This window comes from Haloarcula sp. CBA1122 (assembly GCF_009741785.1).
Lineage (GTDB): Archaea > Halobacteriota > Halobacteria > Halobacteriales > Haloarculaceae > Haloarcula > Haloarcula hispanica.
Genome location: NZ_WPCB01000043.1, coordinates 1 through 22875, shown reverse-complemented (window position 1 = coordinate 22875; position 22875 = coordinate 1). Strand labels below are relative to the sequence as shown.

At 62.5% G+C, this 22875-nt stretch carries 24 protein-coding genes, 2 tRNA genes, 1 rRNA gene and 1 other RNA gene; 8 read left to right on the top strand and 20 right to left on the bottom strand.

Features of this window, described 5'->3' with window-relative positions; translation table 11 throughout:
• Positions 1-79: 79 nt before the first annotated feature.
• The 10 genes from GJ630_RS15095 to GJ630_RS15050 form a co-directional block, all read right to left on the bottom strand.
• Entirely contained in the window at positions 80-844 is a 765-nt protein-coding gene (locus GJ630_RS15095) for an SDR family oxidoreductase (protein ID WP_191450219.1), read from the bottom strand.
• Between the two features lie 158 nt (positions 845-1002).
• Positions 1003-1974 carry a cobalt-precorrin 5A hydrolase gene (gene cbiG / locus GJ630_RS15090; protein ID WP_014039263.1) on the bottom strand — a complete coding sequence of 324 codons (972 nt, stop codon included), beginning with the start codon at positions 1972-1974 and terminating at the stop codon, positions 1003-1005.
• 363 nt (positions 1975-2337) lie between these two features.
• On the bottom strand, positions 2338-3240 hold the full coding sequence (locus tag GJ630_RS15085) for a cobalt-precorrin-4/precorrin-4 C(11)-methyltransferase (RefSeq protein WP_129755904.1): 903 nt from the start codon (positions 3238-3240) through the stop codon (positions 2338-2340).
• Complete coding sequence (locus GJ630_RS15080) at positions 3233-4030, bottom strand: cobalt-factor II C(20)-methyltransferase (protein ID WP_191450217.1); 798 nt, start codon at positions 4028-4030, stop codon at positions 3233-3235. Before GJ630_RS15080 ends, GJ630_RS15085 begins: the two co-directional genes overlap by 8 nt.
• Positions 4027-4632: a precorrin-6Y C5,15-methyltransferase (decarboxylating) subunit CbiT gene (cbiT, locus tag GJ630_RS15075; protein WP_050037422.1), complete on the bottom strand. Its 606-nt coding sequence runs from the start codon at positions 4630-4632 to the stop codon at positions 4027-4029. The genes GJ630_RS15080 and cbiT overlap by 4 nt, the downstream gene beginning before the upstream one ends.
• Positions 4633-4809: 177 nt before the next feature.
• A complete protein-coding gene (uvrB, locus tag GJ630_RS15070; protein WP_050037421.1) occupies positions 4810-6870 on the bottom strand; it encodes an excinuclease ABC subunit UvrB in 2061 nt (686 codons plus the stop codon).
• A gap of 49 nt (positions 6871-6919) precedes the next feature.
• Positions 6920-7531: a hypothetical protein gene (locus GJ630_RS15065; protein WP_014039258.1), complete on the bottom strand. Its 612-nt coding sequence runs from the start codon at positions 7529-7531 to the stop codon at positions 6920-6922.
• 61 nt (positions 7532-7592) lie between these two features.
• Positions 7593-8067: RNase P RNA component (gene rnpB, locus GJ630_RS15060), an RNA gene on the bottom strand.
• Between the two features lie 329 nt (positions 8068-8396).
• Positions 8397-10160 carry a nitrite/sulfite reductase gene (locus GJ630_RS15055; RefSeq protein WP_050037420.1) on the bottom strand — a complete coding sequence of 588 codons (1764 nt, stop codon included), beginning with the start codon at positions 10158-10160 and terminating at the stop codon, positions 8397-8399.
• A 92-nt stretch (positions 10161-10252) separates the two neighbouring features.
• Entirely contained in the window at positions 10253-10594 is a 342-nt protein-coding gene (locus GJ630_RS15050) for a hypothetical protein (protein ID WP_191450215.1), read from the bottom strand.
• Between the two features lie 271 nt (positions 10595-10865).
• Here GJ630_RS15050 and GJ630_RS19650 point away from each other — a divergent pair, with 271 nt between their 5' ends.
• The 4 genes from GJ630_RS19650 to GJ630_RS15035 all read left to right on the top strand — a co-directional run bounded on the left by GJ630_RS19650 (position 10866) and on the right by GJ630_RS15035 (position 12352).
• Positions 10866-11012, top strand: coding sequence for a hypothetical protein (locus tag GJ630_RS19650; RefSeq protein ID WP_008311379.1), 147 nt, complete (start codon positions 10866-10868; stop codon positions 11010-11012).
• 128 nt (positions 11013-11140) lie between these two features.
• The gene (locus tag GJ630_RS15045) at positions 11141-11818 is read left to right on the top strand and encodes a hypothetical protein (RefSeq protein ID WP_050037418.1); all 678 of its coding nucleotides are present in this window, start codon (positions 11141-11143) and stop codon (positions 11816-11818) included.
• Positions 11819-11852: 34 nt separating this feature from the next.
• Positions 11853-11926 (top strand) — tRNA-Lys (locus tag GJ630_RS15040).
• Between the two features lie 198 nt (positions 11927-12124).
• A complete protein-coding gene (locus tag GJ630_RS15035; protein WP_023843081.1) occupies positions 12125-12352 on the top strand; it encodes a hypothetical protein in 228 nt (75 codons plus the stop codon).
• Positions 12353-12390: 38 nt separating this feature from the next.
• Here the strand turns inward: GJ630_RS15035 and GJ630_RS15030 are convergent, their stop codons facing one another.
• From GJ630_RS15030 to GJ630_RS15015, 4 genes are all read right to left on the bottom strand, one after another.
• Positions 12391-13260, bottom strand: coding sequence for a hypothetical protein (locus tag GJ630_RS15030; RefSeq protein WP_014039253.1), 870 nt, complete (start codon positions 13258-13260; stop codon positions 12391-12393).
• Between the two features lie 111 nt (positions 13261-13371).
• On the bottom strand, positions 13372-13704 hold the full coding sequence (locus tag GJ630_RS15025; RefSeq protein ID WP_191450213.1) for a hypothetical protein: 333 nt from the start codon (positions 13702-13704) through the stop codon (positions 13372-13374).
• Positions 13705-13763: 59 nt separating this feature from the next.
• Entirely contained in the window at positions 13764-13943 is a 180-nt protein-coding gene (locus tag GJ630_RS15020; RefSeq protein WP_014039251.1) for a hypothetical protein, read from the bottom strand.
• Positions 13944-14054: 111 nt separating this feature from the next.
• The gene (locus GJ630_RS15015) at positions 14055-14363 is read right to left on the bottom strand and encodes a hypothetical protein (protein ID WP_050037417.1); all 309 of its coding nucleotides are present in this window, start codon (positions 14361-14363) and stop codon (positions 14055-14057) included.
• A gap of 79 nt (positions 14364-14442) precedes the next feature.
• Here GJ630_RS15015 and GJ630_RS15010 point away from each other — a divergent pair, with 79 nt between their 5' ends.
• Positions 14443-14856 (top strand): hypothetical protein, encoded by a 414-nt coding sequence (locus GJ630_RS15010; protein ID WP_014039249.1) that lies wholly within the window; start codon positions 14443-14445, stop codon positions 14854-14856.
• 175 nt (positions 14857-15031) lie between these two features.
• A complete protein-coding gene (locus GJ630_RS15005; protein ID WP_191450211.1) occupies positions 15032-16177 on the top strand; it encodes a signal peptidase I in 1146 nt (381 codons plus the stop codon).
• Between the two features lie 8 nt (positions 16178-16185).
• On the opposite strand, the gene GJ630_RS15000 is transcribed toward GJ630_RS15005, so the two are convergent.
• The 3 genes from GJ630_RS15000 to GJ630_RS14990 form a co-directional block, all read right to left on the bottom strand.
• Positions 16186-17325 (bottom strand): LamG domain-containing protein, encoded by a 1140-nt coding sequence (locus tag GJ630_RS15000; RefSeq protein WP_191450210.1) that lies wholly within the window; start codon positions 17323-17325, stop codon positions 16186-16188.
• Positions 17322-17882 carry a hypothetical protein gene (locus GJ630_RS14995; RefSeq protein ID WP_050007652.1) on the bottom strand — a complete coding sequence of 187 codons (561 nt, stop codon included), beginning with the start codon at positions 17880-17882 and terminating at the stop codon, positions 17322-17324. The genes GJ630_RS15000 and GJ630_RS14995 overlap by 4 nt, the downstream gene beginning before the upstream one ends.
• 161 nt (positions 17883-18043) lie before the next feature.
• The gene (locus GJ630_RS14990; RefSeq protein ID WP_186764098.1) at positions 18044-18670 is read right to left on the bottom strand and encodes a hypothetical protein; all 627 of its coding nucleotides are present in this window, start codon (positions 18668-18670) and stop codon (positions 18044-18046) included.
• Between the two features lie 163 nt (positions 18671-18833).
• Here GJ630_RS14990 and GJ630_RS14985 point away from each other — a divergent pair, with 163 nt between their 5' ends.
• Together GJ630_RS14985 and GJ630_RS14980 are read left to right on the top strand one after the other, a co-directional pair.
• The gene (locus tag GJ630_RS14985; RefSeq protein ID WP_230458818.1) at positions 18834-19361 is read left to right on the top strand and encodes a hypothetical protein; all 528 of its coding nucleotides are present in this window, start codon (positions 18834-18836) and stop codon (positions 19359-19361) included.
• 92 nt (positions 19362-19453) lie between these two features.
• Positions 19454-20668: a hypothetical protein gene (locus tag GJ630_RS14980; protein WP_064287237.1), complete on the top strand. Its 1215-nt coding sequence runs from the start codon at positions 19454-19456 to the stop codon at positions 20666-20668.
• 10 nt (positions 20669-20678) lie between these two features.
• Here the strand turns inward: GJ630_RS14980 and GJ630_RS14975 are convergent, their stop codons facing one another.
• The 3 genes from GJ630_RS14975 to rrf form a co-directional block, all read right to left on the bottom strand.
• Positions 20679-21791: a DUF5305 domain-containing protein gene (locus GJ630_RS14975; protein ID WP_191450209.1), complete on the bottom strand. Its 1113-nt coding sequence runs from the start codon at positions 21789-21791 to the stop codon at positions 20679-20681.
• A 414-nt stretch (positions 21792-22205) separates the two neighbouring features.
• Positions 22206-22281 (bottom strand) — tRNA-Cys (locus GJ630_RS14965).
• Between the two features lie 382 nt (positions 22282-22663).
• A 5S ribosomal RNA gene (rrf, locus tag GJ630_RS14960) occupies positions 22664-22786 on the bottom strand.
• Between the last annotated feature and the right edge of the window lie 89 nt (positions 22787-22875).

Sequence of the window (22875 nt, the reverse complement as noted above, 5' to 3'; positions counted from 1 at the left end):
TCGGGAGGGAGTCGAGAGCGGTCGCTGTTCAACCGTAATCGTGCCCGCGAATCGCACCGCAGACAGTCGATACCCCTCGTCAGGTGTTCGACAGCCCGCCGTCGACGACGAGGCTCTCGCCGTTGACGTAGGAGGCCATGTCGCTGGCGAGGAACGTCGCCACGTCGGCGATTTCCTCCGGTTCGCCGAAGCGGCCGGAGGGGATGAGTTCCTTCAGCATCATTTTCGTCGTGTCGTCGATGCGCTCGTCCTCGAACATCTGGGTCTTGCTGTAGCCCGGATGGATGGCATTGACCCGGATGTCGTAGTTGCTCAGGCGATCCGCAAGCGCGTACGTGAACAGTCGGACTGCGCCCTTCGAAGTGCAGTAGTTGACCAGCAGGCCGGTGCCGCGGATGCCGCCGGAGCTGGACATATTGATGACAGTGCCACCGCCGTTCTCCCGCATCGCCTCTGTCGCGACCTGCGCGCCGAAAAACACCCCCTTCGTGTTCACGTCCATCAGCCGGTCGTAGTCCTCCTCAGTCGTCTCGTAGAAATCAGCTATCTCGGAGATGCCGGCGTTGTTGACCATGATGTCGATGCCACCCAGTTCCTCGGCCGCGGTGACAGCCACCTCCAGGTCGTCGGGGTTGGTCACGTCGCACTCGACGAAGTGTGCTGTTTGGTCTGTCTCGGCTTCGACCAGTTCGTGGGTCGGTTCGCCGCCCTCGCGTGGTTCTTCCTGCAGGTCCGCGACAATAACGTCCGCACCGTTCTCGGCGTACGTCTTGCAAATGGCCCGGCCGAACCCGCTCGCGCCGCCCGTGACGACCGCCGTCTTGTCTTCGAGTAGTGTTGTCATGCGACATTTGTCACCACAGGCTCACATAATAAATAAGTTTAGAGTTGTACAGTGGCAAGAACTCGGAACAGTTGTGGAGTCGCGGCCAGAGATGGTTCAGTAGCTGCTCGGTGACCGAAGACCGGAACTGAAACCGCAATGCCTGAGAAAAAGCGAGATTAGCGCCCAATAGCGACGGTCACAGCTTCGTCATAGCGGGTCTTCTCGGCCAGCAGATCGTGCTCGCTACCGGCGGCGATGGCCGACGCCTCCGCGATGCCCGGCCAGCCGATGAGTTCCTTCGACCGCGAGGGGGTCGGTCCCTCGAACTCCTCCAACGTCTCCTTCTCGAAGGCAATGACACCTAGCCCCCACTCCTCAGCAGCGGCGAGCATGCCTTCCTCGTCGGCTTTTCGGGTGCCAGTCGCGATGAACTCCACGTCGTCACGGTCGAGGTCAGCCTCGTCCAGCGCCTGTTCCCAGGCCGCGTGGAACTGCTCGACATCCGCGCCAGCGACGCTGCCACAACCGAGCACGACGCCGTCGTCCTTGTTCCGCTTCAGGACGGTCACGTCGTCGTCGACCAACACGGCCTTCGGGCCGTCGAGGCGCTCGATGGGGCCGAGTTCGTCGTCCAGCACGGCGAGGTTCGTCGCGACCGTCGAGTCCCCGTTGACGACGTGGGCGTCAAGCGCCTTGGCCTGCTTCTCGACGCCCTGCTTGTCGGCGGCCTCGCTCGCGGTCGTCATCGCCGGCACCGCGCCCATGCTTGCGAGGTCGTCGGCGACCTGATTCGCGCCGTGGTGGCCGCCGGTGATGGGGATGGCCCAGGTGAGCTCCTCGTCGACGACACAGATTGCGGGGTCGTCCCACTTGTCGTCGAGCAGGTGTGCGGTCTTGCGCATCGCGATGCCGCTGGCCATCAGGCCGATGAAGCAGTCGTACTCGCCCCAGTGCTCCTCGAACACGTCGCCGTGGTATTCGAGGATGTCGATGGACTCGTAGCGGTCGCCGATGCCGTCGACGATGTCCTCGGCGGTGTCCATCTTCCGCTCGAACGCGACGATAGCGATATTCTCGGCTACTTCGCCGTCTGAATCGGGTGCTTTGCAACCGTGCGAACCGGAGTCGTCGTCTGTGTCAGTGCTCATGAGTTAGGTCCGGCCGGTGAAACTGCCCCAGGCGACCGGCCGGGCAGCCGCGTGGGTGATGTCTGTGAGTCAATACTCGACTGCGAGGTGACGCGAAACTGCTGTCGGCGCGCGCTGGCGCGCTCGGATGGCGCGCCGATGCTGTGCGAGGGACGAACGGCCGACGACAGTCGGGAGTGAGTCGGTTGGGGAGGCGTGTGGCTCGCGGTGCAGCGCGGTGCTGTCGGGTGGACTGAAAGGGGCCGGTCGCTCCGGAAAGACGGCCGAAGCAAGCACGCGAGCGAAGCGAGCGCGCACAGCGAGGCCCTCGACCGGAGCGACCGGGGGCTTTCGAATTGTGCTTGACCAATTTGACGAGTCATCCTAGTCGTCGGCTTCCTGCGTTCCGTCAGTCGAGTCACTTCCACGGTTCGCCCAGTCGCCATAGAGGAAGGAGCGCTCGTAGTCCTCACCACCAACAGCGTCACCAATCACAACCATCGCAGACGCCCGATACCCGGCGTCTTCCAGTTTCTCGCCAATGGTCGCAATCGTGCCTTCGATGACGTCCTCGTCGGGCCAGGAAGCGTGATAAATCGCCGCAACAGGCGTCTCTGGGTCGTGGCCGTCTTCGAGCAGACGGTCCATCGTCTCGCTGACGGCGTGGGTTCCCAGATAGATACAGGTCGTCACGTCGCCCATGCCGACGAACTCGGAGATGTGATCCTCGTCCTCGTCCAGTGTCTTGCCCTGCGGGCGGGTGAAGGCGACGTGGTTGGCGACCTCGTTCAGCGTCAACTGCGTGCGCATCGTCGCGCTGGCGGCGAACGCCGAGGTGACGCCGGGAACGATGTAGGTCGGGACCCCCTCGTGTTCGAGCGCGTCCATCTGCTCCAGCGCGGCTCCATAAATCGCGGGGTCGCCGCTGTGGAGCCGGACGACGGTGTCGCCGGCCTCGTAGGCGTCGCGCATCAGCGGAATCAGCTCCTCCAAGTCCTTGCCGATAGAGGAGACCGTCTCGGCGTCGTCGCAGTACTCCTCCAGCAGTTCGCTGTTGACGAGCGAGCCGGCGTGGACCACGAGGTCGGCGTCGGCCAGCAGTTCGCGGCCGGCGACGGTCAGCAGCCGGGGGTTGCCCGGCCCGGCCCCGACGAAGGGGATGCCCTCCTGCTCGTCGCCGGCGCTGTACTCGTATACGCGGTCGTCCCGGTTCCCGGCGACGGAGTCGATTGCCGTCTGCGGGTCCGTCTTGTCAGTCTCGCCAGCCTCGTTCGGTTCCTCAGTCATGCTGCACCTCGTCGCCACAGAGAGCGGCTTCGGAGCGCTCCTGTCGCACTACCGCCCCAGACCCGTTTTCGCCGCCGTCGGTCACGACGCCGCTCTCGTCGGCCGCTTCGAGGAAGGCGTCGGTCGCCTGCTCGACGCGGGTCTCGGGCTTCTCGGCGTAGGCCAGCGTGTAGTAGTCTCGCTCGTCGATCTCGCTTGGGTCGTCCGTGACAACTGTCTCGCCCTGTTCCATGAACAGCCGGCGGCCGTACACAACGTCGTAGCCGGCCTCGACCAGCCCCTCGTGGGTCGCCGGCGCGTCGGTCACCTTGAACAGGATCATCCGATCGGGGCCGGTCGGCGACGCGCCGCGGTCGGCCTCACGCAGCGCTAAGCTTGACCCCGCGGTGATTTCGACGCCGAGCGCCGTCGCGAACGCCGACATGGCGCTGACGCCGGGTACCACTTCGAGGTCGACCTCGGGGTGGAACGCCGCCAGCGTCCGCCGGAGATGGCCAAAGGTCGAGTAGACGTTCGGGTCCCCGAGCGTGACGAAAGCGGCGTCGCCGTCGCGGGCCGTCTGCGCGATTTCGGCGGCGGCGTCCTTCCAAGCCGCCCGGAGTTTCTCCTCGTCGCGTGTCATCGGGAAGTCGAGGTCGCCGATGCGCTCCTCGGGGACGTGTTCGGTCGCGACCGAGCGCGATAGCCGCCCCGGCGAGTACACCACGTCGGCGGATTCGAGGGCGCGCTTCCCGCGGACGGTCACCAGGTCGGGCTGGCCGGGACCGAGGCCGATGCCGTAGAGCGTCATCGGTCGCCTCCGTCCTGCGCCGCAGATTCGGCCGGCGACCCGCCGTCGGCAGCAACGTCCTCACTGGCGCTGCCGACGAGCATGTACACCGGGTTCTCCGAGTTGAAACTCGTCGCGCCGGCGAGTTCGTAGCCGTGGCTCACCTGGAACTGGACGACCTCCTCCAGAATGTCGCGCTCGCGGAAGGCCTCCGTCGCCGCGCCAGCGACTTCGAGCCGCGAGACGTTCATCACGATTCGGTCGACACCGGTCTCGACCGCGTGGTCGAGGATGGCCTCGTAGTTGCGCGACCCGCCGAGGAAGAGGGCGTCGGCGTCGTCCGGCAAGCCCTCCGGGGCCTCGGCCTCACGCAGTTCGACATCGGCGTCGACGTCGTTAGCGGCGAGGTTCTTGCGAGTCACGTCGAGTCGGTTCCCCTTGCGTTCGAGCGCAGTGACCCGCCCGGCCCGGCGCGCCGCCGTGATGGTGACGGCACCGGTACAGGAGCCGACCTCCGCGAAGTGGTCGGACCCGGTGAGAGCGAGTTTGCTAGCGAGAACGGCCCGGACCTCCGGCTTGGTGGGACCGGCCTTCGCATCGTGTGGGAGCGAGACGCGGGACATCACGCTATACAACTGCAGTAGCGCGTAAAACAATTTTGGTTGTATTAATCCAAGTCGAGATGACAGCGGCATCGGTGCCGGACAGGGGCGAGTCAGCGGGCCGATTGACAGCAGCGCGAGCGGGCAGTATCAGAGCGGTGCCCAGAAGCCGGGTCAGACCAGAGTCTAGATTCCGGGTCAGAACTCCGGACCGGGTGCCGGCACGCCGTCGCTGTCGTCGCCGCCGTCCAGATCGAACTCCTCGCGCAGTTCGCGGATGCGGTCTCTGATGTCCGCGGCCAGTTCGAACTCCAGGTTGTCCGCGGCCTCCTGCATCCGTTCTTCCAGTTGCTCTATCTGGCGGGCGGCCTCGTCGGCGTCGCTCGCGCCGTCGCTGGAAATGCCGCCGGTGTCGGTCTTGCTCCCCGGCAGGTTCGTTTCGCCGACTTCCTTCTCGATAGTCGTCGGCTCGAAGCCGTGTTCCTCGTTGTACTGCTGCTGGATGCGCCGGCGGCGCTGGGTCTCCTGGATGGCCGACTGCATGGCGTTGCTTCGCTCGTCGGCGTACAGTACCACTTCACCGTTGACGTTCCGGGCGGCCCGGCCCATCGTCTGGACGAGCGTCGTCTCCGACCGGAGGAACCCCTCCTGGTCGGCGTCCAGAATCGCAACGAGCGACACCTCGGGGATGTCCAGCCCCTCCCGGAGGAGATTGATGCCGACCAGCACGTCGATGTCGCCAAGCCGGAGCGACCGGATGAGTTCGTGCCGTTCCAGCGTGTCCGTCTCGTCGTGCATATAGGCGACGTTCACGCCGGACTCCTCCAGGTACTCCGTGAGGTCCTCGGCCATCCGCTTGGTCAGCGTCGTGACGAGCACCCGTTCGTCGCGCTCGACACGTTCGTCGATGCGCTCCAACAGGTCCTCGACCTGGCCCGTCGCCGACGCGATCTCGACGGCCGGGTCCACGAGGTGGGTCGGTCGGACGATCTGCTCGACCACCTGGTCGCTGTGTTCGCGCTCGTAGTCACCCGGCGTCGCGCTCACGTACAGCGTCTGGTCGGTCTTCTCCTCGAACTCCTCGAAAGTGAGCGGGCGGTTGTCGAAGGCCGTCGGCAGGCGGAAGCCGTTCTCGACGAGGCTCTCCTTGCGGCTCTTGTCGCCCTCGAACTGGCCGCGGATCTGGGGGAGCGTCTGGTGGGACTCGTCGACGACCGTGAGGAAGTCATCGGGGAAGTAATCCAGCAGGGTGTAAGGGGCTTCACCCGTCTCGCGGTCCGAGAGGTGGACCGAGTAGTTCTCGATACCCGAACAGTAGCCCGTCTCCTGCATCATCTCGATGTCGAACGTGGTCCGCTCCTCGATTCGCTGGGCGGCGACGTGGTCGCCCTGTCGCTCGAAGTAGCTGATACGCTGGTCCAGCAGTTCCTTGATTTCGTCGATGGCCCGCTGGAGCCGCTGTTCGGGAATGGAGTAGTGTTCCGCCGGGTGGAGCAGGGCGGCCGGTTCCTCGCTTTTGACCTCGCCCTCCAGCGGGTCGACCTTCAGCATCCGGTCGATCTCGTCGCCCCAGAACTCCACTCGGAGGGCGTAGCGGGCATACATCGGGTAGATCTCCAGCGTGTCCCCGCGCACGCGGAAGGTCCCCTGTGTGAAGTCCACGTCGTTGCGCTCGTAGTTCAGGTCGACCAGCCGACCGAGCAGGTCGTCGCGCTCGATCTCCTGGCCCACCTCGAGCGAGAGGGACATGTCGATGTAGTTTCGCGGGTCACCGAGGCCGTAGATGGCCGACACCGACGCGACGACGATGACGTCGTCCCGGGTGAGCAGTGAGCGCGTCGCGGAGTGGCGCAGCCGGTCGATCTCGTCGTTGATGGAGGCGTCCTTGTCGATGAAGGTGTCCGTCTGCTCGACGTAGGCCTCGGGCTGGTAGTAGTCGTAGTAGGAGACGAAGTACTCGACGGCGTTATCCGGGAACAACTCGCGGAACTCCTCGTAGAGCTGGGCCGCGAGGGTCTTGTTGTGGGCGATAACGAGGGTCGGTTGCTGAATCTCCTCGACGACCCAGGAAACGGTGTTTGTCTTCCCGGAGCCAGTCACACCGAGCAGGGTCTGCCGGTCCATCCCCTGGCGATAGCCCGACGCGAGCCCTTCGATAGCCTCGGGCTGGTCGCCCGCCGGCTCGAACGGGGCGTCGACACGGAACTCGCGGTCGACATCTGGTCGGTCGATAGAGAGTGGTCCGCCGGTGTCGCTCATTACCCACACATCGGGCTGGACGGACTTGAGCCGCGTGGTTCGTGAAGCGTTAGCAGACCGGCTTCGGGTTCACGCCGAGATCTTCGAGCGTCTCGAAGTATTCGTCGTAAGCCGTCGAGATGACATCGATAGCAGCAGCCTCCGCGGCGTCCCAGTCGTCGTCGCTCTCACACACCGCATCGAGCAGTTCGGCGGCCTCGTCGCGGAGGTCCACCACGTCGCTGCCGGCGCTGCGGAACGTACTCGCCGTCTGTGGGTCCGCTTGGCCGGTGAAGAAGCCGGTGTACTGCTCTTTGACCTTCTTGTCGACGAGCGACCAGCCGACGAAGCCGCCGAGGCGTTCGACGGTCCCATCGAGGTCAGCGAGCACGCCGTGCATTGCCGGCGTCCGGTCGACCGGATCGGCGTCGATGCTATCGCGGCGCTCAGCCGTCTCGCCCGCCGCATCGGCGAACAGCACCGCCGCGTCGTCGTGGCCGTCGTCGCTCCAGGCGTCGAACGTGTCGTGAGCTGCCTGCTCGCGGGCGGCGGCCGCCGAAAGCACTACGTCCGGTTCCATCTCGCCGCGGGTGTCAGCATAGAGCGTCTTCGAGGAGCCCAGTCGGGAGAGTTCCGTCTGCTGGTCGTCACGAACTGCGTCGATAAGGTCGGCTGCGGTCATACTCTGGCCTGTGGCCGGCGCGGGCTTGTAACCATCGGACCCGCCGCTCGAAGGCTCGTATGGCTGCGGGGAGTAAGCCCCCTTCTGTTCGGGCCAGCATTCGGCTGAGCGGCCACGTCCAGCGCTCGCGCGCAGCGTCGGACTACCTGTCGACGCGGCCTTGCACCGGTGAGGTTTCGCCGTTCCATCGGTCCGTCGCCGGAAGCGTGGGGCGTTTGCGGCCCACGGAATGCGTGGGGCGTCTGCGGCCCACGGGTGGAGCACGGATGTGGTCCACAACTGCGCGCCCCGGAGTCACCGGGTCGCGACTGCCCTCGGTGGGTTAACTCTCCCTCGCTTTGGCCGCGTGCCACACCGTCTGGTGGGGCACGACCAGCCTCGCTCGGGATTCGCACACCTCATCGGTCCGGCGACGACGTGTCGTTGCTGTTCCAGAGCCGACGGTCTCCCGCCCCGGGCTTGCGCCCGGTCACCTGTCCGACAGGTGGGGGGACTTTCCTCATGGCTTGCGCCACGGGAGCCGGCCTCCCGCTGCCACTTACTGCTACGCCAGTGCCGCGAATAAGGCTTACCAACGACCTTTTTCTGCGTCGGGTTCGCGCGAAGCGCGAACCACTCCTTGAAAAACGTCGACGAAAAAGGCCGGACTCGCCACACCGCGGCGAGTCCGGGGAAACCGCTCGCTTCGCTTGCGGTATGTTCACGGTGACTTAAATTGTGTCTCATCCTCAGGCAGACCTGCCCTCCCCCCCGGGTCGCGCGACAGAGCGCGCTCCCGGTCACAGCGTCGGGAGAAACTGTGTGAGAAAGGCGGGTCACAGCGCAATTCGACAACAGTCGAGACGCGAATGCCCAGCAGTGTGACTTAGTCGTCAGAGGGGAGCGGCTCGCCGGCACCATCGGTCGGCGCAGGCGAGGACTGCATGTCGTCGTCCTCTGCGTAGGGGTACCACGTCATCTTCGTGTTGTGCATGTACGGGTCGTGGTAGTCCGTCTCCTCGGGCTCGACCATCTCGGCCAGCGTCTCCTCGTCGCGATCCTCGACGAAGTCACGGAAGGTCTCGCCGCCCTCGCGAGCGTCCTCGAAGTTGTTGACGAGGTTCTTGATCGCGCCGGGGACTTCGTCGGCCGGGACGCGCATCTCCACCCAGTCGGCGAAGCGCGGGTCGTCGCCGAGGCCGCCGCCGAGACCGATGTCGAGCGCCTCGACCGGTTCGCCGTCCTTGCGGGTCTTCATGCCGCGCAGGGACACGTCGGCGATCTGAGGCTGGGCACAGGAGGCCGTACAGCCAGAGAGGTGGATGTGGAAGTCCTTGTGGTCCTCCGGCAGTTCGACGTTGTCCTTGAGCCAGCGGGCGTAGCGGACCTGGCGGTTCTTCGTCTCGACGATAGAGAGCGAGCAGTACTCCGTGCCCGTGCAGGCGATAGAACCGCGCATGAACGGCGACGGGTCCGGGGAGTAGTTCTCAAGGAGGGGTTCGCTGGTGAACTCGTCGAGGTTCTCCTCGGGCACGTCGGTGACGATGATGTTCTGGCGCTGGGTCAGTCGGACCTCGCCGGAGCCGTACTCGTCGGCGAGTTCCGCGAGTTCGAGCACGTCGTCGGCGCCCATGCGGCCGACCAGGACGTTCAGGCCGACGTAGTAGTTGCCGTCCTTCTGTTCGTGAATCCCGACGTGGTCGTTGTGCCCGTCCTGGGACCCGGTGTTGTAGCTGTACTGGTCGCGCATGTCCTCGCCGGCGGTCGACAGTTCGAAGTCGACGTAGTCGTCCTGGAGGACCGAGCGCATCTTTTCCGGCCCCCACTCGTCCATGAGGAACTTGATGCGGGCGTTGAAGCGGTCCTCGCGGTCGCCGTGGTCGCGGAAGAGCGCGGACATGCCGTGGGCCACGTCGGCGGCCTGCTCCGGCGGGACCCACACATCGATATCGCGGGCGAGGCGCGGTTCCTTGCGGGAGAGGCCCCCGCCGATACGGACGTTGAAGCCGAGTTCGCCGTCCTTCTCGGCGGGCTCGAAGGCGAGGTCGTTGATGTCGCCCTGGCCACAGCCTTCGTCACAGCCGGCGATGGCGACCTTCCACTTGCGCGGGAGGTTCGAGTAGTCGTCGTTGCCCTTGAACGTCTCGTGGAGGTCCTCGGCGACGGGCCAGGCGTCGACGTGCTCGTGTTTGTCCTTGCCGGCGACGGGACAGCCGACGATGTTCCGCCAGGAGTCACCGCAGGCCTGCTGGGTGCCCAAACCGACGGCTTCGAGCTTCTCGAAGATCTCCGGGATGTCCTCCAGTTTGATCCAGTGGAGCTGGATGCTCTGGCGGGTCGTCCAGTCACAGTAGGCCTCGCCGAACTCGGGGTTATCGACGGGGCCGGTCGCGTACTCCTTCGCGACTTCGCCGATGACTTCGAGCTGGCCGGGCTTGATGACGCCGTTTGGCGTCCCGATGCGCATCATGAAATACGACTCCTGGCCGGAACGCTGGTGGTACAGCCCCCACCATTTGAAGCGCTCGAACCAGGCGTCGTGCTCGTCTTCCGGAATGGCGTCCCAGCCCTTCTCTGCGAACTCCATCAGATGCTCTCGAATCTCGTTACCGTAGACCTCGTCCTTCCATTTCTCGACTTTACTGGGCATAGCTAATGTGTTCTTCCACAAGTCTCACAGACTTATACAACACACTTTGCCGTCAACCGTCGCCACCACTCCCCGAAACAAGAAATTGTTGCCTATTCATCGGGACGGGCAAGCCGGGTTCGCTTCTCCGGAAAATGGACGCTCTCGTGGACGACACCGTAGAATTCGCCGGAATCGGGGTCTACGACGCGGCCGACCGTCAGCCAGTCGGTAACACCGCTTTCACCGCAGGCGATACACTGACCGACTATTCGCGCCTGAATATCCGGGTAATCCACGCCCACTTTTACGAACCCCTCGGCGAGGAAATCCGTCGTCTCACACCCACAGAAGTCGCTTCGAGCCAACAACCACAGGTCCGAGACGTTCACTTCCCGCGAGTCGTTGACGGAAATCCAGGCCCCGTCGTCGAGCTGGTGAACGTCGGTCGTCATTACATATCATTAGATTCCAGAGATACCTGAGAGCATCGGCGGTCACAAGTATCACCGGATCGGGTCGAATCCACCGCAGTCATGCGGTGAGTGTATCAGAACATAATGACCCACTATTTGGTGGGATCTGTACGAGATACGAACATATGTTGCCTGTAAGTCGCAGTGCGGGCCAAGCTTACAGGAGAGTCCGTGTTTAAGATAGTGGGGGCGTTACGAAGGAGTACGACACCACGCGGCGGCCACGCAGGTCGCTGCTGTGACAGAAACGATGACGAACGCACAACAGACCCACGACGACGACGCCGAACGCGAAGAGCCGACCACAGACCACCTCGACAACGTCGAGGATGGCTGCGGTTGCACAGAAATCTGGGAGCACATGAGCGAAGAGCGCGAGAGCGCCTCTGACGACTGATACAGACTGTTGTGACTGCGTATTAATTGCGCCGGCCCGGGTCGGCGAAATCCCGGAATGACTTACAATAGCCTGTATGACACCCCTGTACGGGATACTTTTGTGCGGTGCTCCCCAAGCACGTATCGATGCCTGAGGGGCCCGACAATTACGTTCCATCGACCGACCGTGAATCACCGGTCGGTAAACCGGTCATCCGCGGGGACCCGGCACTCACTGGCCAGCGGCCCGAGGAGGCCATCGAGTTCGATCCCGACGACCCCGAGAGCCTCGAGCTCGCCGCCAGAACGGTCGAGAAGTTCTCCGAGAACACCGCCGGCGCCGACGACAACGTGTTCATTCTGCGCGGCGCGGCCGCGTGTGCAGCCCTGGTCCGTGGTGAGGGGTCCTACAAGGCCGCTGCCGAACGGGCCGGTGGCGAAGCCTCGGTCTCGTTCATCCGGAAGTGGTCCCGCGTGCACGACCTCCCGCGGTCCGTCCGTATTCACGTCGCCAAGGGAGAAATTGCGCCGACGGCGGCCAAACACATCGCCAGAGTCTCCGGCGAGTCCCGCCTCCTGCTGGCGTGGGCCGCCCTCGACCACGACCTCACCGTCCGCCAGATCCGGTCCGTTGCCAGCAGTGTCAACGACGGCGCGTCCGTGGACGCGGCGCTCGCCAGAAACGGGTACGCGCTGGGCGAGTTGCGGACACAACTCGGCCGCGACGCCTACTGTCGACTCCGCCGGCAGGCCGCACTCGATGGGGCCTCCCCCGGAGAAGTCATCAGCGAGGCTATCGAATCGTACTTCGACGACGGACCGTAAGGTCTTAATCGCCGCTCCCCCGAGCGAATAGCGAGGGCCGGTAGCTCAGTTAGGCAGAGCGTCTGGCTTTTAACCAGATGGTCGGGGGTTCAACTCCCTCCCGGCCCGTGCAACGAACCGACAAGCACCGCGAGTCGGTGAGTGAACCGGCAGGAAGGAGTTGAACTACGGCACGAGCGAACGTAGTGAGCGAAGTGCAGGTGGTTCAACTCCTGCCCGGCCCGCTGTTCTGTGTACAAGAAGCAGCGCGACAGGACAGAGTTCGAGACCGGTTCATTTACCACCGAGACGGCGGATGGCACCAGTATGGACGGAAATACCGGTACAATTCAGCGCGCACTCGCGCAACCGCTGCGCCCGTTGGGCGTGACTGTGGGCGTACTGCTCGTCGTCGCCACGCTCGCTGCGATTGCCAGCACGCCGTGGCAGACGTACGCGTCGATGGGCGCGGTAATTATACAACTGGCGGCAGCGGTCGTGATGGGGTTGATCGGTGTCGGACTGGCGTACATCAGCTGGGCAGCCGACGCGTAAGTCAGTCGCCGAGAACAGAGCCGAAAACAGACGTCTTGTTATCCGCGGACGGGCATATACGCCATCCCTAGCATCAGCACGGCAGCGATGCCCGAGAGTATCGAGACGCCCCAGATGCCGTTCTTGCGCTCGTGGAAGTAGTCCTGCTGGTCGAGCGTCGTCTGGTACTGGTCGTACTGCTGAATCGGGACGATCTGGACGGTGCTATGGTCTGGGAAGTGCGTGAAGAACTGCTGCTCGTTCAGCGTGACGTTCCCACCCTCCGAAAGTTCGATTGTGTTCTCGCGCGGTGCGAACCATTCGAGGGTCGCGCCGTCGTCGGTCACTTCAGAGATCGTGGTCTCCTGGGTGCCGCTATCGGTCGCGTGCGGGTAGGTATCGCCGGTGGTGAACGACACCGTCTCCGGCTCTGGGAGCCATTCACTCAGCGGGACTTGCGTGTTGTTCGACCGGTAGACTACGTACTCGGTCCCGTTCTGGGTCGCCAGCGTGTTCTTGACCGAGGTGTCCTCGGCGAGGAGCGCACTGACGTTGAGTTCTTCTTCGAGGGTCACCGTACTCTCGTTGCTGTCAGTGTGCACGCGGTAGGTATCGTTCTGGTAGGTCGTCGTGGCGTTGTGCTCTAACGTCGCTGTATACCGTGACGATTCGTTCGTCCACGAGAGGTCAGCTGCCATGCTGCCACCGCCACCGCCGCCGTGGCCGCCACCGCCACCGCCGGACATGTGGATGTTTGTGGCTGTGTATTCCGTTCCGTCGACAGTGAACGTACTCTCGTTGGTCAGTTCGGCGTCAGCGTCGAGCGACACCGCCGGCCGCTGACTCTCCGCGACGCCGATGTAGGCGTACGCAGCAACACTGATAACGAGGAAGAACGCGAAGTACGCCGCCGCGGCTCGTCGTTGCATATCAGGAGGGTCAGTCGCCGCGCCGTTTAATGATTACTTTTCGAGTGTCTTGATAGACGGGTGGTAGGGGCGTCTCGCCCCAGTAACGGCGGTGTCGATGTATCGCATCGGTCAGGCTATATCGGACTCGCCAGCGAGAACGTCGTAGCTGTCGAGCGTCCCTGCCATCGACGGGGCATCCGGATCGTCTTTCCGCTGCGTACCGTAGTCCATCCACACGCCGCTCGTGTAACTGTACATTTCGAAGGCAGCCTCGGTCTCGACGACAATGTCGATGACTGCGTCCTCGGGGGCGTCATCGAGAACGACGGCCGACCGAACGTCGTTGTCGTGGTGCACCACCCAGACTGCGACAGCGCCATCGATGTCTTCCAGCAAGGCACTGGCTTCCGTCGGCGAGAACGGGCGGTGGGGCCAGTCGTCGACGGGTTCTGGTTTGTCCATACCAGTCGGACGGGCCGGAACGGCATCGGTGTTCCCCTGTTCAGAGAGTCGTCCGACCGTCAGTCGGCGAAGTAGCTGGTGAAAAAGCCGGACAGGAACGACGAAATAGCGACGGCCATGGCCATGTCAGTCAGGCTCCACGGCGCGTCCTCGTCGTCGGCCAGCCAGACAGTGATACCGACGCTGACGACCAGTGAGACGATCCCGTTGAGGAGGTGCTTGCTCTTGAGCAAACTCATACACCTATCCGTTGGTGCGGGGTTCGTATAGAGATTACCCACGAGCGACGTGTCGCTGACCGAAACGCGGCCGCTGAATTCGCGTGATGGGTAGTGCTGGCGCTGGGACAGTTAGCCGTTACAGCAAACCGTGTACCGAACCTCTGAGTGAACGAGCGATTCGACCTGCTCGACGACGCCGTCGACCGTCTCGAACGGTCCGAACTTGCTCACGACCGCCCCGTCCGCGCGTAACACGACTGTCCACCGGTACCCATCCGGGCTATCGTTCCGCTCGAACGCGAACTCGCGGTCGGGCAGTCGAGCGACGACTGGGCCGTCAGTAGTGACCGTCCACGACACGCTATCGGCAAGCGCGCTCTCCAGTACTGTTTCGAGTCGCCGGGCGAGTCTGGTCATCGGTTCGTCCCGTGCGTCCATACAGAAACGTAGAGGGACAGAAGCATAAGCCGTTGTGACACTACACAATGTTCAAACGGCCCAAACCCGTACATGGGGTGTGACTCAGTCGCTTCTCGTCTACGACGGCAGTACCGACCTGTTCCGGCGCGCTGCCGAGACGGTAACCCGCTGTGCCACGGACATCACGCCGGTCCCCTGGGAGTCCGACGCGATTCAGGCGTTTCTCCAGGCACAGTTCGACGACCTGCCGTTTGCGTTCATCCTGATTGAAGGCGAGTCCGTTCACGTCGGCGAAGCGGCTGTGAAGGAAGCGCTGGAAGGCCTCGATGTCGCGGCCCCTGTCGCCCGGTTGGCCGAGCAGGTGTATCCCACCGCCGCCGCGCCGTTCGGGCGTGTCGTCCACGGCCAGGTCCCGGCCGACATCCACGGGACCTTTCCACTGGACGAGGCGGCGAAAGCACACATCGCGCCGCTCCGGCAGGTCCACACGATCCCTGTCGAAACAGAGTGATCGAGACGGTCAGTGATATGGTCGACCAGAACTGGCCTGCCACGCGGTCGCCATACGACAGTGCGTCGCGCGCAGAGACCACATGCGCCGATTTCGTACGCTTCGGATAATGAGCGACTGCGTCGACTGCTCCGCTGTTCGGAGGGTTGAAAACCTGTGACCGGCTACTGCAGGTATGCTGCGGCAGGCCGTCGAGGACGCGTTCACCCTGCTTGCTGTCCTCGTCGTTCTCTCCCTCGTTATCGGGCAACTCCTCGGGCAGCCGATCCTGCTGGGGTACGTGACCTCAGGGAGTATGTCGCCGACGCTGAACACGGGCGACGCGTTCGTCGCCGTTCCTGCACCCGTCGCTGGCGAGATTGAGCGGGGGGACGTCATCGTGTTCGAAGCGGTCGAGCTACAGGGCGGCGGACTGACGACACACCGGGTCGTCGCGGAGACCGACGGCGGCTACATCACGAAAGGGGACAACAACCCCTTCAGAGACCAGAGCGGAGGTGAGCCGGTTGTCACGGACGACCGAGTCGTCGCGACAGCACTCCAGATCAACGGACAGGTCGTCCGGCTCCCCGGTCTCGGCACCGCCATCAGCTCCGCTCGAACGGCGGCAGAAAGCGGCTTGGTATTGATTGGCGGGCCGGGCAACAGCGACCTGACGAGCGGGCAGGGCCTCAGTGGACTGTTCATCTCTATCGGGCTCGGGCTGTTTCTACTCGTCTTCGTCGACAGCTTCCGGGCCAGCGAGGAGCGGACCAGAGAACGGACTCGTTCGCGCGATGGGGACGCCATCAATGGCTGGACGGTTATACTCGCACTGGCAGTGTTGATTCTCGTCCCAGCCAACGCGGCGATGGTCGCTCCGAGCGGCACTCACAGCGTCACCATCGACAGCACCAGCGAGGATGTCACGCCCGGGGAGACCGTCGAAAGCGAGTTCACTGCCGAAAACGGCGGACTGGTAACGATGCTCATCATCCTCGAATCGTCGCACCCGGACGCGGCGATGGACCGTAACCGGCTTGTCGTCCAGCGCGGCGGGTCCGCGACGGCAACGCTGTCGGTGCCCGCCCCACCACCGGGCGAACAGGCGGTCGTGACCGTCGAAGAGCACCGGTACTTCCTGTTAGCACCGCCGGGCGTCATCGCGGGACTGCACCGAGTCCACCCGCTGGTGGCAATCGGGGCGTTCAATCTCCTGGTGTTAGGAAGCCTCACAGCGGCAGTTGGGGCGACCTTCGGGTTCGGAACAACGCGCGAGCGGAGCCGGGACCGGTCGGTCCCGCTGAAGCGACAGGTACGCCGCCTGCTTGGGCGTGAATGATCGCGGGTTCAGCCGGTGATATCGCCGCCGCCACCACCTGCGCTTGCCGTGCTTGAATTGTAGAGATTGCTCACCTGCTCGGCGGTGAGCGCGGCGTCGTACACCTTGGGTTCGTCCATGGCACCGTCGAATCCATAGATAGCGTTCCCGCCAGAATTGAGTCCTGTACCGATTCGAAGCGGTTGTTCGGACGCCTGCGCATCGGGGAGCGAAAACGTCGGCCCCTTTTGCGTCCCGTTGACGTACACCTTGTCCTGTGATCCGTGGGTCCACACGACGTGTGCCCATTGGTTCTTCGTCAGCGAAACACCCGTGAGTTTGTTATCGTCGGTGGTCTCGATGAGCAGTTCTCTGTCGTCCGAACCCTTCCAGCCACCACCGAAGCCGAACTGATAGCTATCGTCGCCACTGGAGTCCCATTTGCTGAACAGTCGTGTGAGGCCGCCTTGGATTCGAGGGAATACCCAGGCAGAGAGCGAGAAGTCGTCAGTCAGGTCAAGGGAATCGTCGTCAGGAACGGTGACAGCATCGTCACCATCGAAATCGAGCACTTCGCCGCGGCCCTGACTGGATGTCGCTAGGTCTGGTTCATAAAAACGGTCGCGGTCCCTGTCAAAACTAAACTCCCGTTCGCCATCGTTGCCAGCGGCCCAGGAATCCGGGATATCCGTTCTGCTAACATCTTCGAAGTGCCACCACGACACCCTGGGGTCGCGACACTCGACTGAAACCGATCGGCTCAGTTCGATACGCTGGTCGTCGCCGGTAGCAGTGATATCAAGGTTGACAGTGGTACTCCCTTCTGAGTCACAGGCGAGCGTCGTTGTGACATCGCCGCTCTCGCCCGGCAGAAGCCTGTTCGGCGTCTGGACAGTTTCGAACGGTGGAGCGGGACCGGGGCTGACACGAACACTCGTAAGTTGCTGGTCGAAGTTGTTGGTGAGCGTTAGCAGTGTCACTTGCTGGCCGTCCATTCCACTGACTGGGCCGATGTCGATACCAAGCAGTGCATCGCTGCCGTCGGTCGCTTTCAGGTTACTGGACCGCTTTGCGTCGATGGTAGTGACACCGGATGTTTCAGCAGCGAGCAGGCCTGCCCCACCAGCGATGAACGCGAGTGCACCACGTCGGGTCCACTTCTTGTTCATTCCGACAACTCCGGTGGCTTATCGGCTGCGCCGAGTTGCAGCCGGCGAGTCTCCGTGACGTGGTACGCCGCAGAGACGAGAAACAGCAGCGTGATGACCGTCGGCCACACGAGCGACGGAACCGACGGTGGAAAGACACCGACCCAGACAGCGACGACGAGCGCTAACGAAACAGCGGCGAGTCCGAGATAGTACTCCGCCCACGGAATCGAATCCCCCGGGACGACATCAAGATACACGTCAAGGCTGTCAGCTGTATCGGTCATCGTAACTGTCCCGTTGTCGTGCGTGATGACGCCCGCGCGTTCAAGTGTCGGGAGGTGTGTCTGCTGCATTGACGTGTACACGCGGTGTCGCTCCGTGGACGTGATCTCCTGAATGCACTTGTTGTTTTCCCACGCAGCGACTTGCTCGGCAAGGTCAGAGAGTTCGGCGCACTCGTCCTCCTGTTTTATCGCGTGTAAAGCGTACCGGCGCCGTTGGTTGCTCAGTATGTCGTATACGTCATCACGCGATAGCTGTCGCTCTTCTGGCCGGCTAACCCCCACCTGTCCCATGTTTCTGTTTAGACTGCACTACTTGATAGATTTTTTGTTCGTATTTGATTGTAAATGGTAAGTAACTGTGTTTTCTACGCTAGACATCCACCGCCAGGGACGGGCGTCCGCCGGCAGCAGGGCATGGGTAGGTGAGGGAGTCGGACAGCAGAGCCAACCCGTTATACTTCAGTGATTGTGATTGTCAGGTCTTCGGTTTCCTGGGCGCTGTCGCCCGTTTCGAGGGTTGCAGAGAGATCAGAAACCCCGCCCGCAGACACCTCTTCGCTGTGGGTATCGCCGCTCCCGTTGATATCGGAAAGAAGGCCGCTGCCGGTGCTCAGATCAACACTGAACGTCGTCGAGTTTCCGTCGTCGTTGTTGACCAGTTTGAAGAACCCACTGTCATAGTCGTACGTACTGTTTGGCATCAGCCGTTCGTCGGTTCCACCGTCCTCGTATCCAAAGACGACAGATACGTCGTTCGCGATGAGGCTTACGTAGTCGGTCGAAACAGTCGTGCCACCATCGGTAGCAAGAGAGTCAGAACTCGTCGGAAACAGGGTCGTGGCATCGGTAACGAGATCGTCGTTGCTATTCCGAAGCGCAACCTCATCGGCGGACGCGTCGACAAGCACGTCAGTAAATTCGGTTGCGATCTCGGAGCCGTTGCCGTCAGCGCCAACGACGTTGACTTCGACTTCACGCGTTGCGCTGACAGTGCTAAATGCACCAGAGCCGAACGCCGCGCCAGATCCGATACCGACTGTCCCGATGAGACCGAGTACGCTTCTACGGTTCAGTTTCATGTTCAGTTCGCTTATCGAGAGGTTACCACTTACTATTTTGTTGCATTAGCCCGGCTAAAGCACTCATTGAAGCCGCTAACGCTGTTCAGTACTAAGCCACTATGCCGTGAACTAGCTTCCAATGAATCGGCGTGGCTTTCTCCTTAGTATTGGTGCAGCCAGTGTGGGGACGGGTGCGGTGTTTGGATCCGGTGCGTTCACCTCTATCGAAGCAGACCGGAACGTCAATCTCGAAGTCACCGGCGATACCGGATCGGCACAGGTGGGGTTCAGCCCGGGGAGCGGTGCCACGAGCATCGTCGGGACGGACACAAACGAGTCGGTTGATATCATCAACTTCGAACAGACGAATCTCAACGAACAAGCGAAGACCAGCTTCGAGAACGCTTTGGAGGTCGACAACAACAGCCAATCCAAGGTCAACCTCTATATTGATGACAGCACTACTGGGGTTGGAGATGACCCCACAAACGGTGAAGTTCTGGACTTCCGGGAGGGGTCCGCTGGCGTCTCGATTGTCGGCCCGGACCAGGCTATCACGCTCGACCCCGACGGCGGGAGTTCAGACGGCGGCTACAGCGACACCGTGGAACTGGACATCGTTGTCGACCTCCGAGATGACGGCGTCGATGGCGACGATCTCAGCGAGATCAGCGACGTGACCTTCGTCGTCGAGGCGGTCCAGCAGTAAGTGAAACGCGATTCCGGCGCTCGCCGCCGACCAACAGGCCCAGATACAGGCACACACGAAGATCCAACGCAGTCGGCACGACACAACCAACTATGAATCGCACTCTCATCGCTGTCATGGCAGCGGTCGTCCTCCTCGCAGGGACCGCTATGGCGACAGGTGCCTTCATCGACGGCGACGAGGTTGCACCCGACCGGAACTCCGGCGTCTACTTGGCTCCCGCTGACACGGTAAACGGGGACCAGTACGTCGAATACGACGAGACAGGGCAGCTACGCATCAGTCTTTCACCAGTGCTCCCGAACGGTCAGACCCGCGTCGATGACCTGTTCGTCGTCGGGTTTGCGGGCTACGAGGGGACTGATAGTGCCGCTACCGTCGAACTGGACAGCGAGCCGGAAACAGTTCGCATGTACCGGATGGACACCGGAGCACAAGTCGCCGGCGACACTGTCTCGCTGGAGCCCGACGAATCAGTGCGCTTTGGGCTGGCAGTGACGCCAGCGGAGCGCAACTTCACTGGCACGATATCGATCACCGCCCCTGTTCCCGAACAGCAGTCAACCGAAGGGGACGAGAGCAACGGTGGGAGCGGCGGTGGGTCAACCGGTGGCGGTGGTGGCGGTGTGCCACCCAGTAACGATGATGGGAGTGGTACGCAGGGCGGGGGCGATCCCACGACGCCGACGCCAACGCCGACGGACAGTAACTCGACGAACGAGACCGTAAACGATGACGGGAACGAGACTGAAACAGCCGCTGGCGGCGGAAGCGGTGGCAGCGGTACTGGTGTCGGGACGTCGACCGACGAACCGGCTGAGACGCCCACCACCAGCGAAGAAGAACCCGAAACCGTGGCCGGCGGTGGCGCTGAGCCCGTGCCGACGACACCCGAAAGTCAACAGTCAGCCGAACCGAACGGATTCACGCTCGGCTTCGAGCCGGCATTCGGAATTAGCTGGGGGCCGTGGGCGTTCATCGCTGGCCTGCTCGTCGTAGTGACGAACTACCTCGTGCAGACGCGATATCACGATGTCCTCCCGGTACTCCAGACGCAACCGGGTGACCGCCGTCGCCGGTTCCGGCGCGTCGCTGTCCGCGAGACCGCGATCGGTCTTGCCGGAATCGTACTCACGGTTCTTGTCGTGGCAGCTGCCTCAGGCGCTGGCTTCGGCCCAGTCTCGCAGCTGGTTGCGGCGCTCGCGTTCTCCGCTGCAGTCGGCACGGTGACCGGGTACCGGCTGGTCCCTGAACTCGATGCACTGCCCGAACTGCAAGCCGACGACGACGGCACCGAAAAGCAGTAAAACAATCCGGTCAGTCCGGTGTCTCAGCGTCACTGTTTCCCACAGTCGAATCAGTTCCGGGTTCTGGCGGAGGCGCGTACCGAAACAGTCGGTCACCAGTGTACACGATGAGTTCAGAATCGCTATCTGACTCGATGATACGTTCCTCGGTGTCTATTGCGACGTCCACGAGCCCGACGAGCGAATCAACTGAAGTCGTCCAGACGTCGTCGTCGACTGGATCAGCCCGGCCGACGGTTATCCAATCGTCAAACTCCTCACGGGCGGACTTGTATGCGAGCCATCGGCGCTCGGCGTCGGTCAGTGTGAGATAGTCGGTCGTGCGCCCGTAGACGAGGGCAGCAGCACCACTAAAGCTACCAAGCAGGAGCACTGGGCCACCGAGAGTCCAGATCGGTCCGTACGCTTTTTCCACCTGCGCTTCGACGGTTCGGTCACCACTGTTCGGCACCGGGCCAGCGTTTTCGACCCGGTAGCTGCTCTGCCTCGGGATAATCGGGAGGCGATACGTCCGAGTCGTGTCGACCGACTGCCCGTTGCGCGTCCCCGAAAGAGCCACCTGAGAGACCACCGCCATCTCAAGTCGACCGGACGTCTGACCGTGTTCCGAATCGATACGTCGAACGGTTTCGGCTGCGTGACTGACATTCAGCGAGAACGGAACCGTCAGCCGCTCACCCGCGGCCAGCGACTGCACAGTGCCTTGTGTCAGTGGTCGTTTGACCTCCCAGTAGACGAGCTCTCCGTTCTGGGTTGATTCGACGGAGCGATACTGAACAAACACGTCAGCCGAGGCCGTAAGGTCGCTTTCGTTGCTGGCGCTGTACGTGTACGTGAACGCGCCGTCCAATACGGGGGCGACCGTCCGGAGATACACAGGTTGATCTTCGAGCACTTCACCCTCTGGAAACGCCGAGGTACCGTTGCGAACTGTCGCATTGTGGGAGAACGATCCGGACGACTGCCACGACGACACCTGACGCGTAGTCGTGTCCGTTCCCGGAGCAACGTGGCCCGTATACGTGAGATATCCGCCAACCGCAGCGATGGCGATCAGACAAATCAGTAGCAGTTCGTAGTTGTCGACGACTGTCCGCCGTATTTCCCGTCCCAACAACCCCATTGCAACTGTAATACTGGTGCCGACAAATAAGAGTTGATACCGGGTCAGCAGCGTCATCCATCTTTCTCCGCCGCCCCCATCTCCGCTAACTCCAGCTTCGAATGTCCCGGGAACCAGTTTGTGGCCGTACACTATAGTAACAATCGAAACGATTTACACACTGATCGCACGACGGCAGTGCGATCAGGTGTGCATTGGTTTTCAATGGCTACTATAGTTCGTGCGACCCCGATAGGTCGGGCGTTGCCCCGTCGAAAGCGGATTCCATGAGCGGCCTGCCCGTACTGTATTCTTCGATAGAGTCTTGATTCTGTGTGCAACCGTTTTCGAGCAACAGTTCACAACGTCGAGTCTATAGAGAAAGGCAGGTAACAGTTACGTACCGGCACTTCTCGGGGGTGTAAGAGACGAGGAAGCCAAGGGCCGGATTTGAACCGGCGATGGGCGGCTCTGCAGGCCGCTGCGTTAGGCCAGACTCTGCCACCTTGGCGCGAATAGAGGTAGTCAACTCGGTCGTTTAAGCGTAGCGAATTCGATTAGCCATTGCCTGATCCAGATCACCGTTCCCTCGACCGGGATAGTACTGTAGATTGATGATTGTCCCCGTCCAAAGAACCAAACTGCTCGCGTTGGCAAGTAGTGCGACCCGCGGCGGAATCAACGGCATACACGAGCCGTACATCGTCAAGATCCGCTCGGACCATCTCGACAGACAGCAGGTGCGACACCGTCGAGGAGTGCTGTGAATTCGTTCAATTCGACTTCACAAGTCTGCGAACTCTCGATCCAGCCACGTAGCTCTCGCTCTGTACAAATACAGAAAGCCCACCGGGGAGAGATGTCTCTCCTCAGTGGGCTATGTAAGGTATGAATGGTGGCGGCGAACCGCGTTTCCCAGAGGCTCGCGCACTCCAGTACTCCCCGGAACGCTGGTGGGCTTATCTTCCGTGTTCGGGATGGGTACGGGAGGCAACCCCACCGCTGTGGCCGCCTAACGTCGAGTCACGGAATCGAACCGCGATAGTACCAGTCTCGATTAACTCCACCGTGTGTTCGTGCGATCCAGTTTGCGCCTGGACTCGTT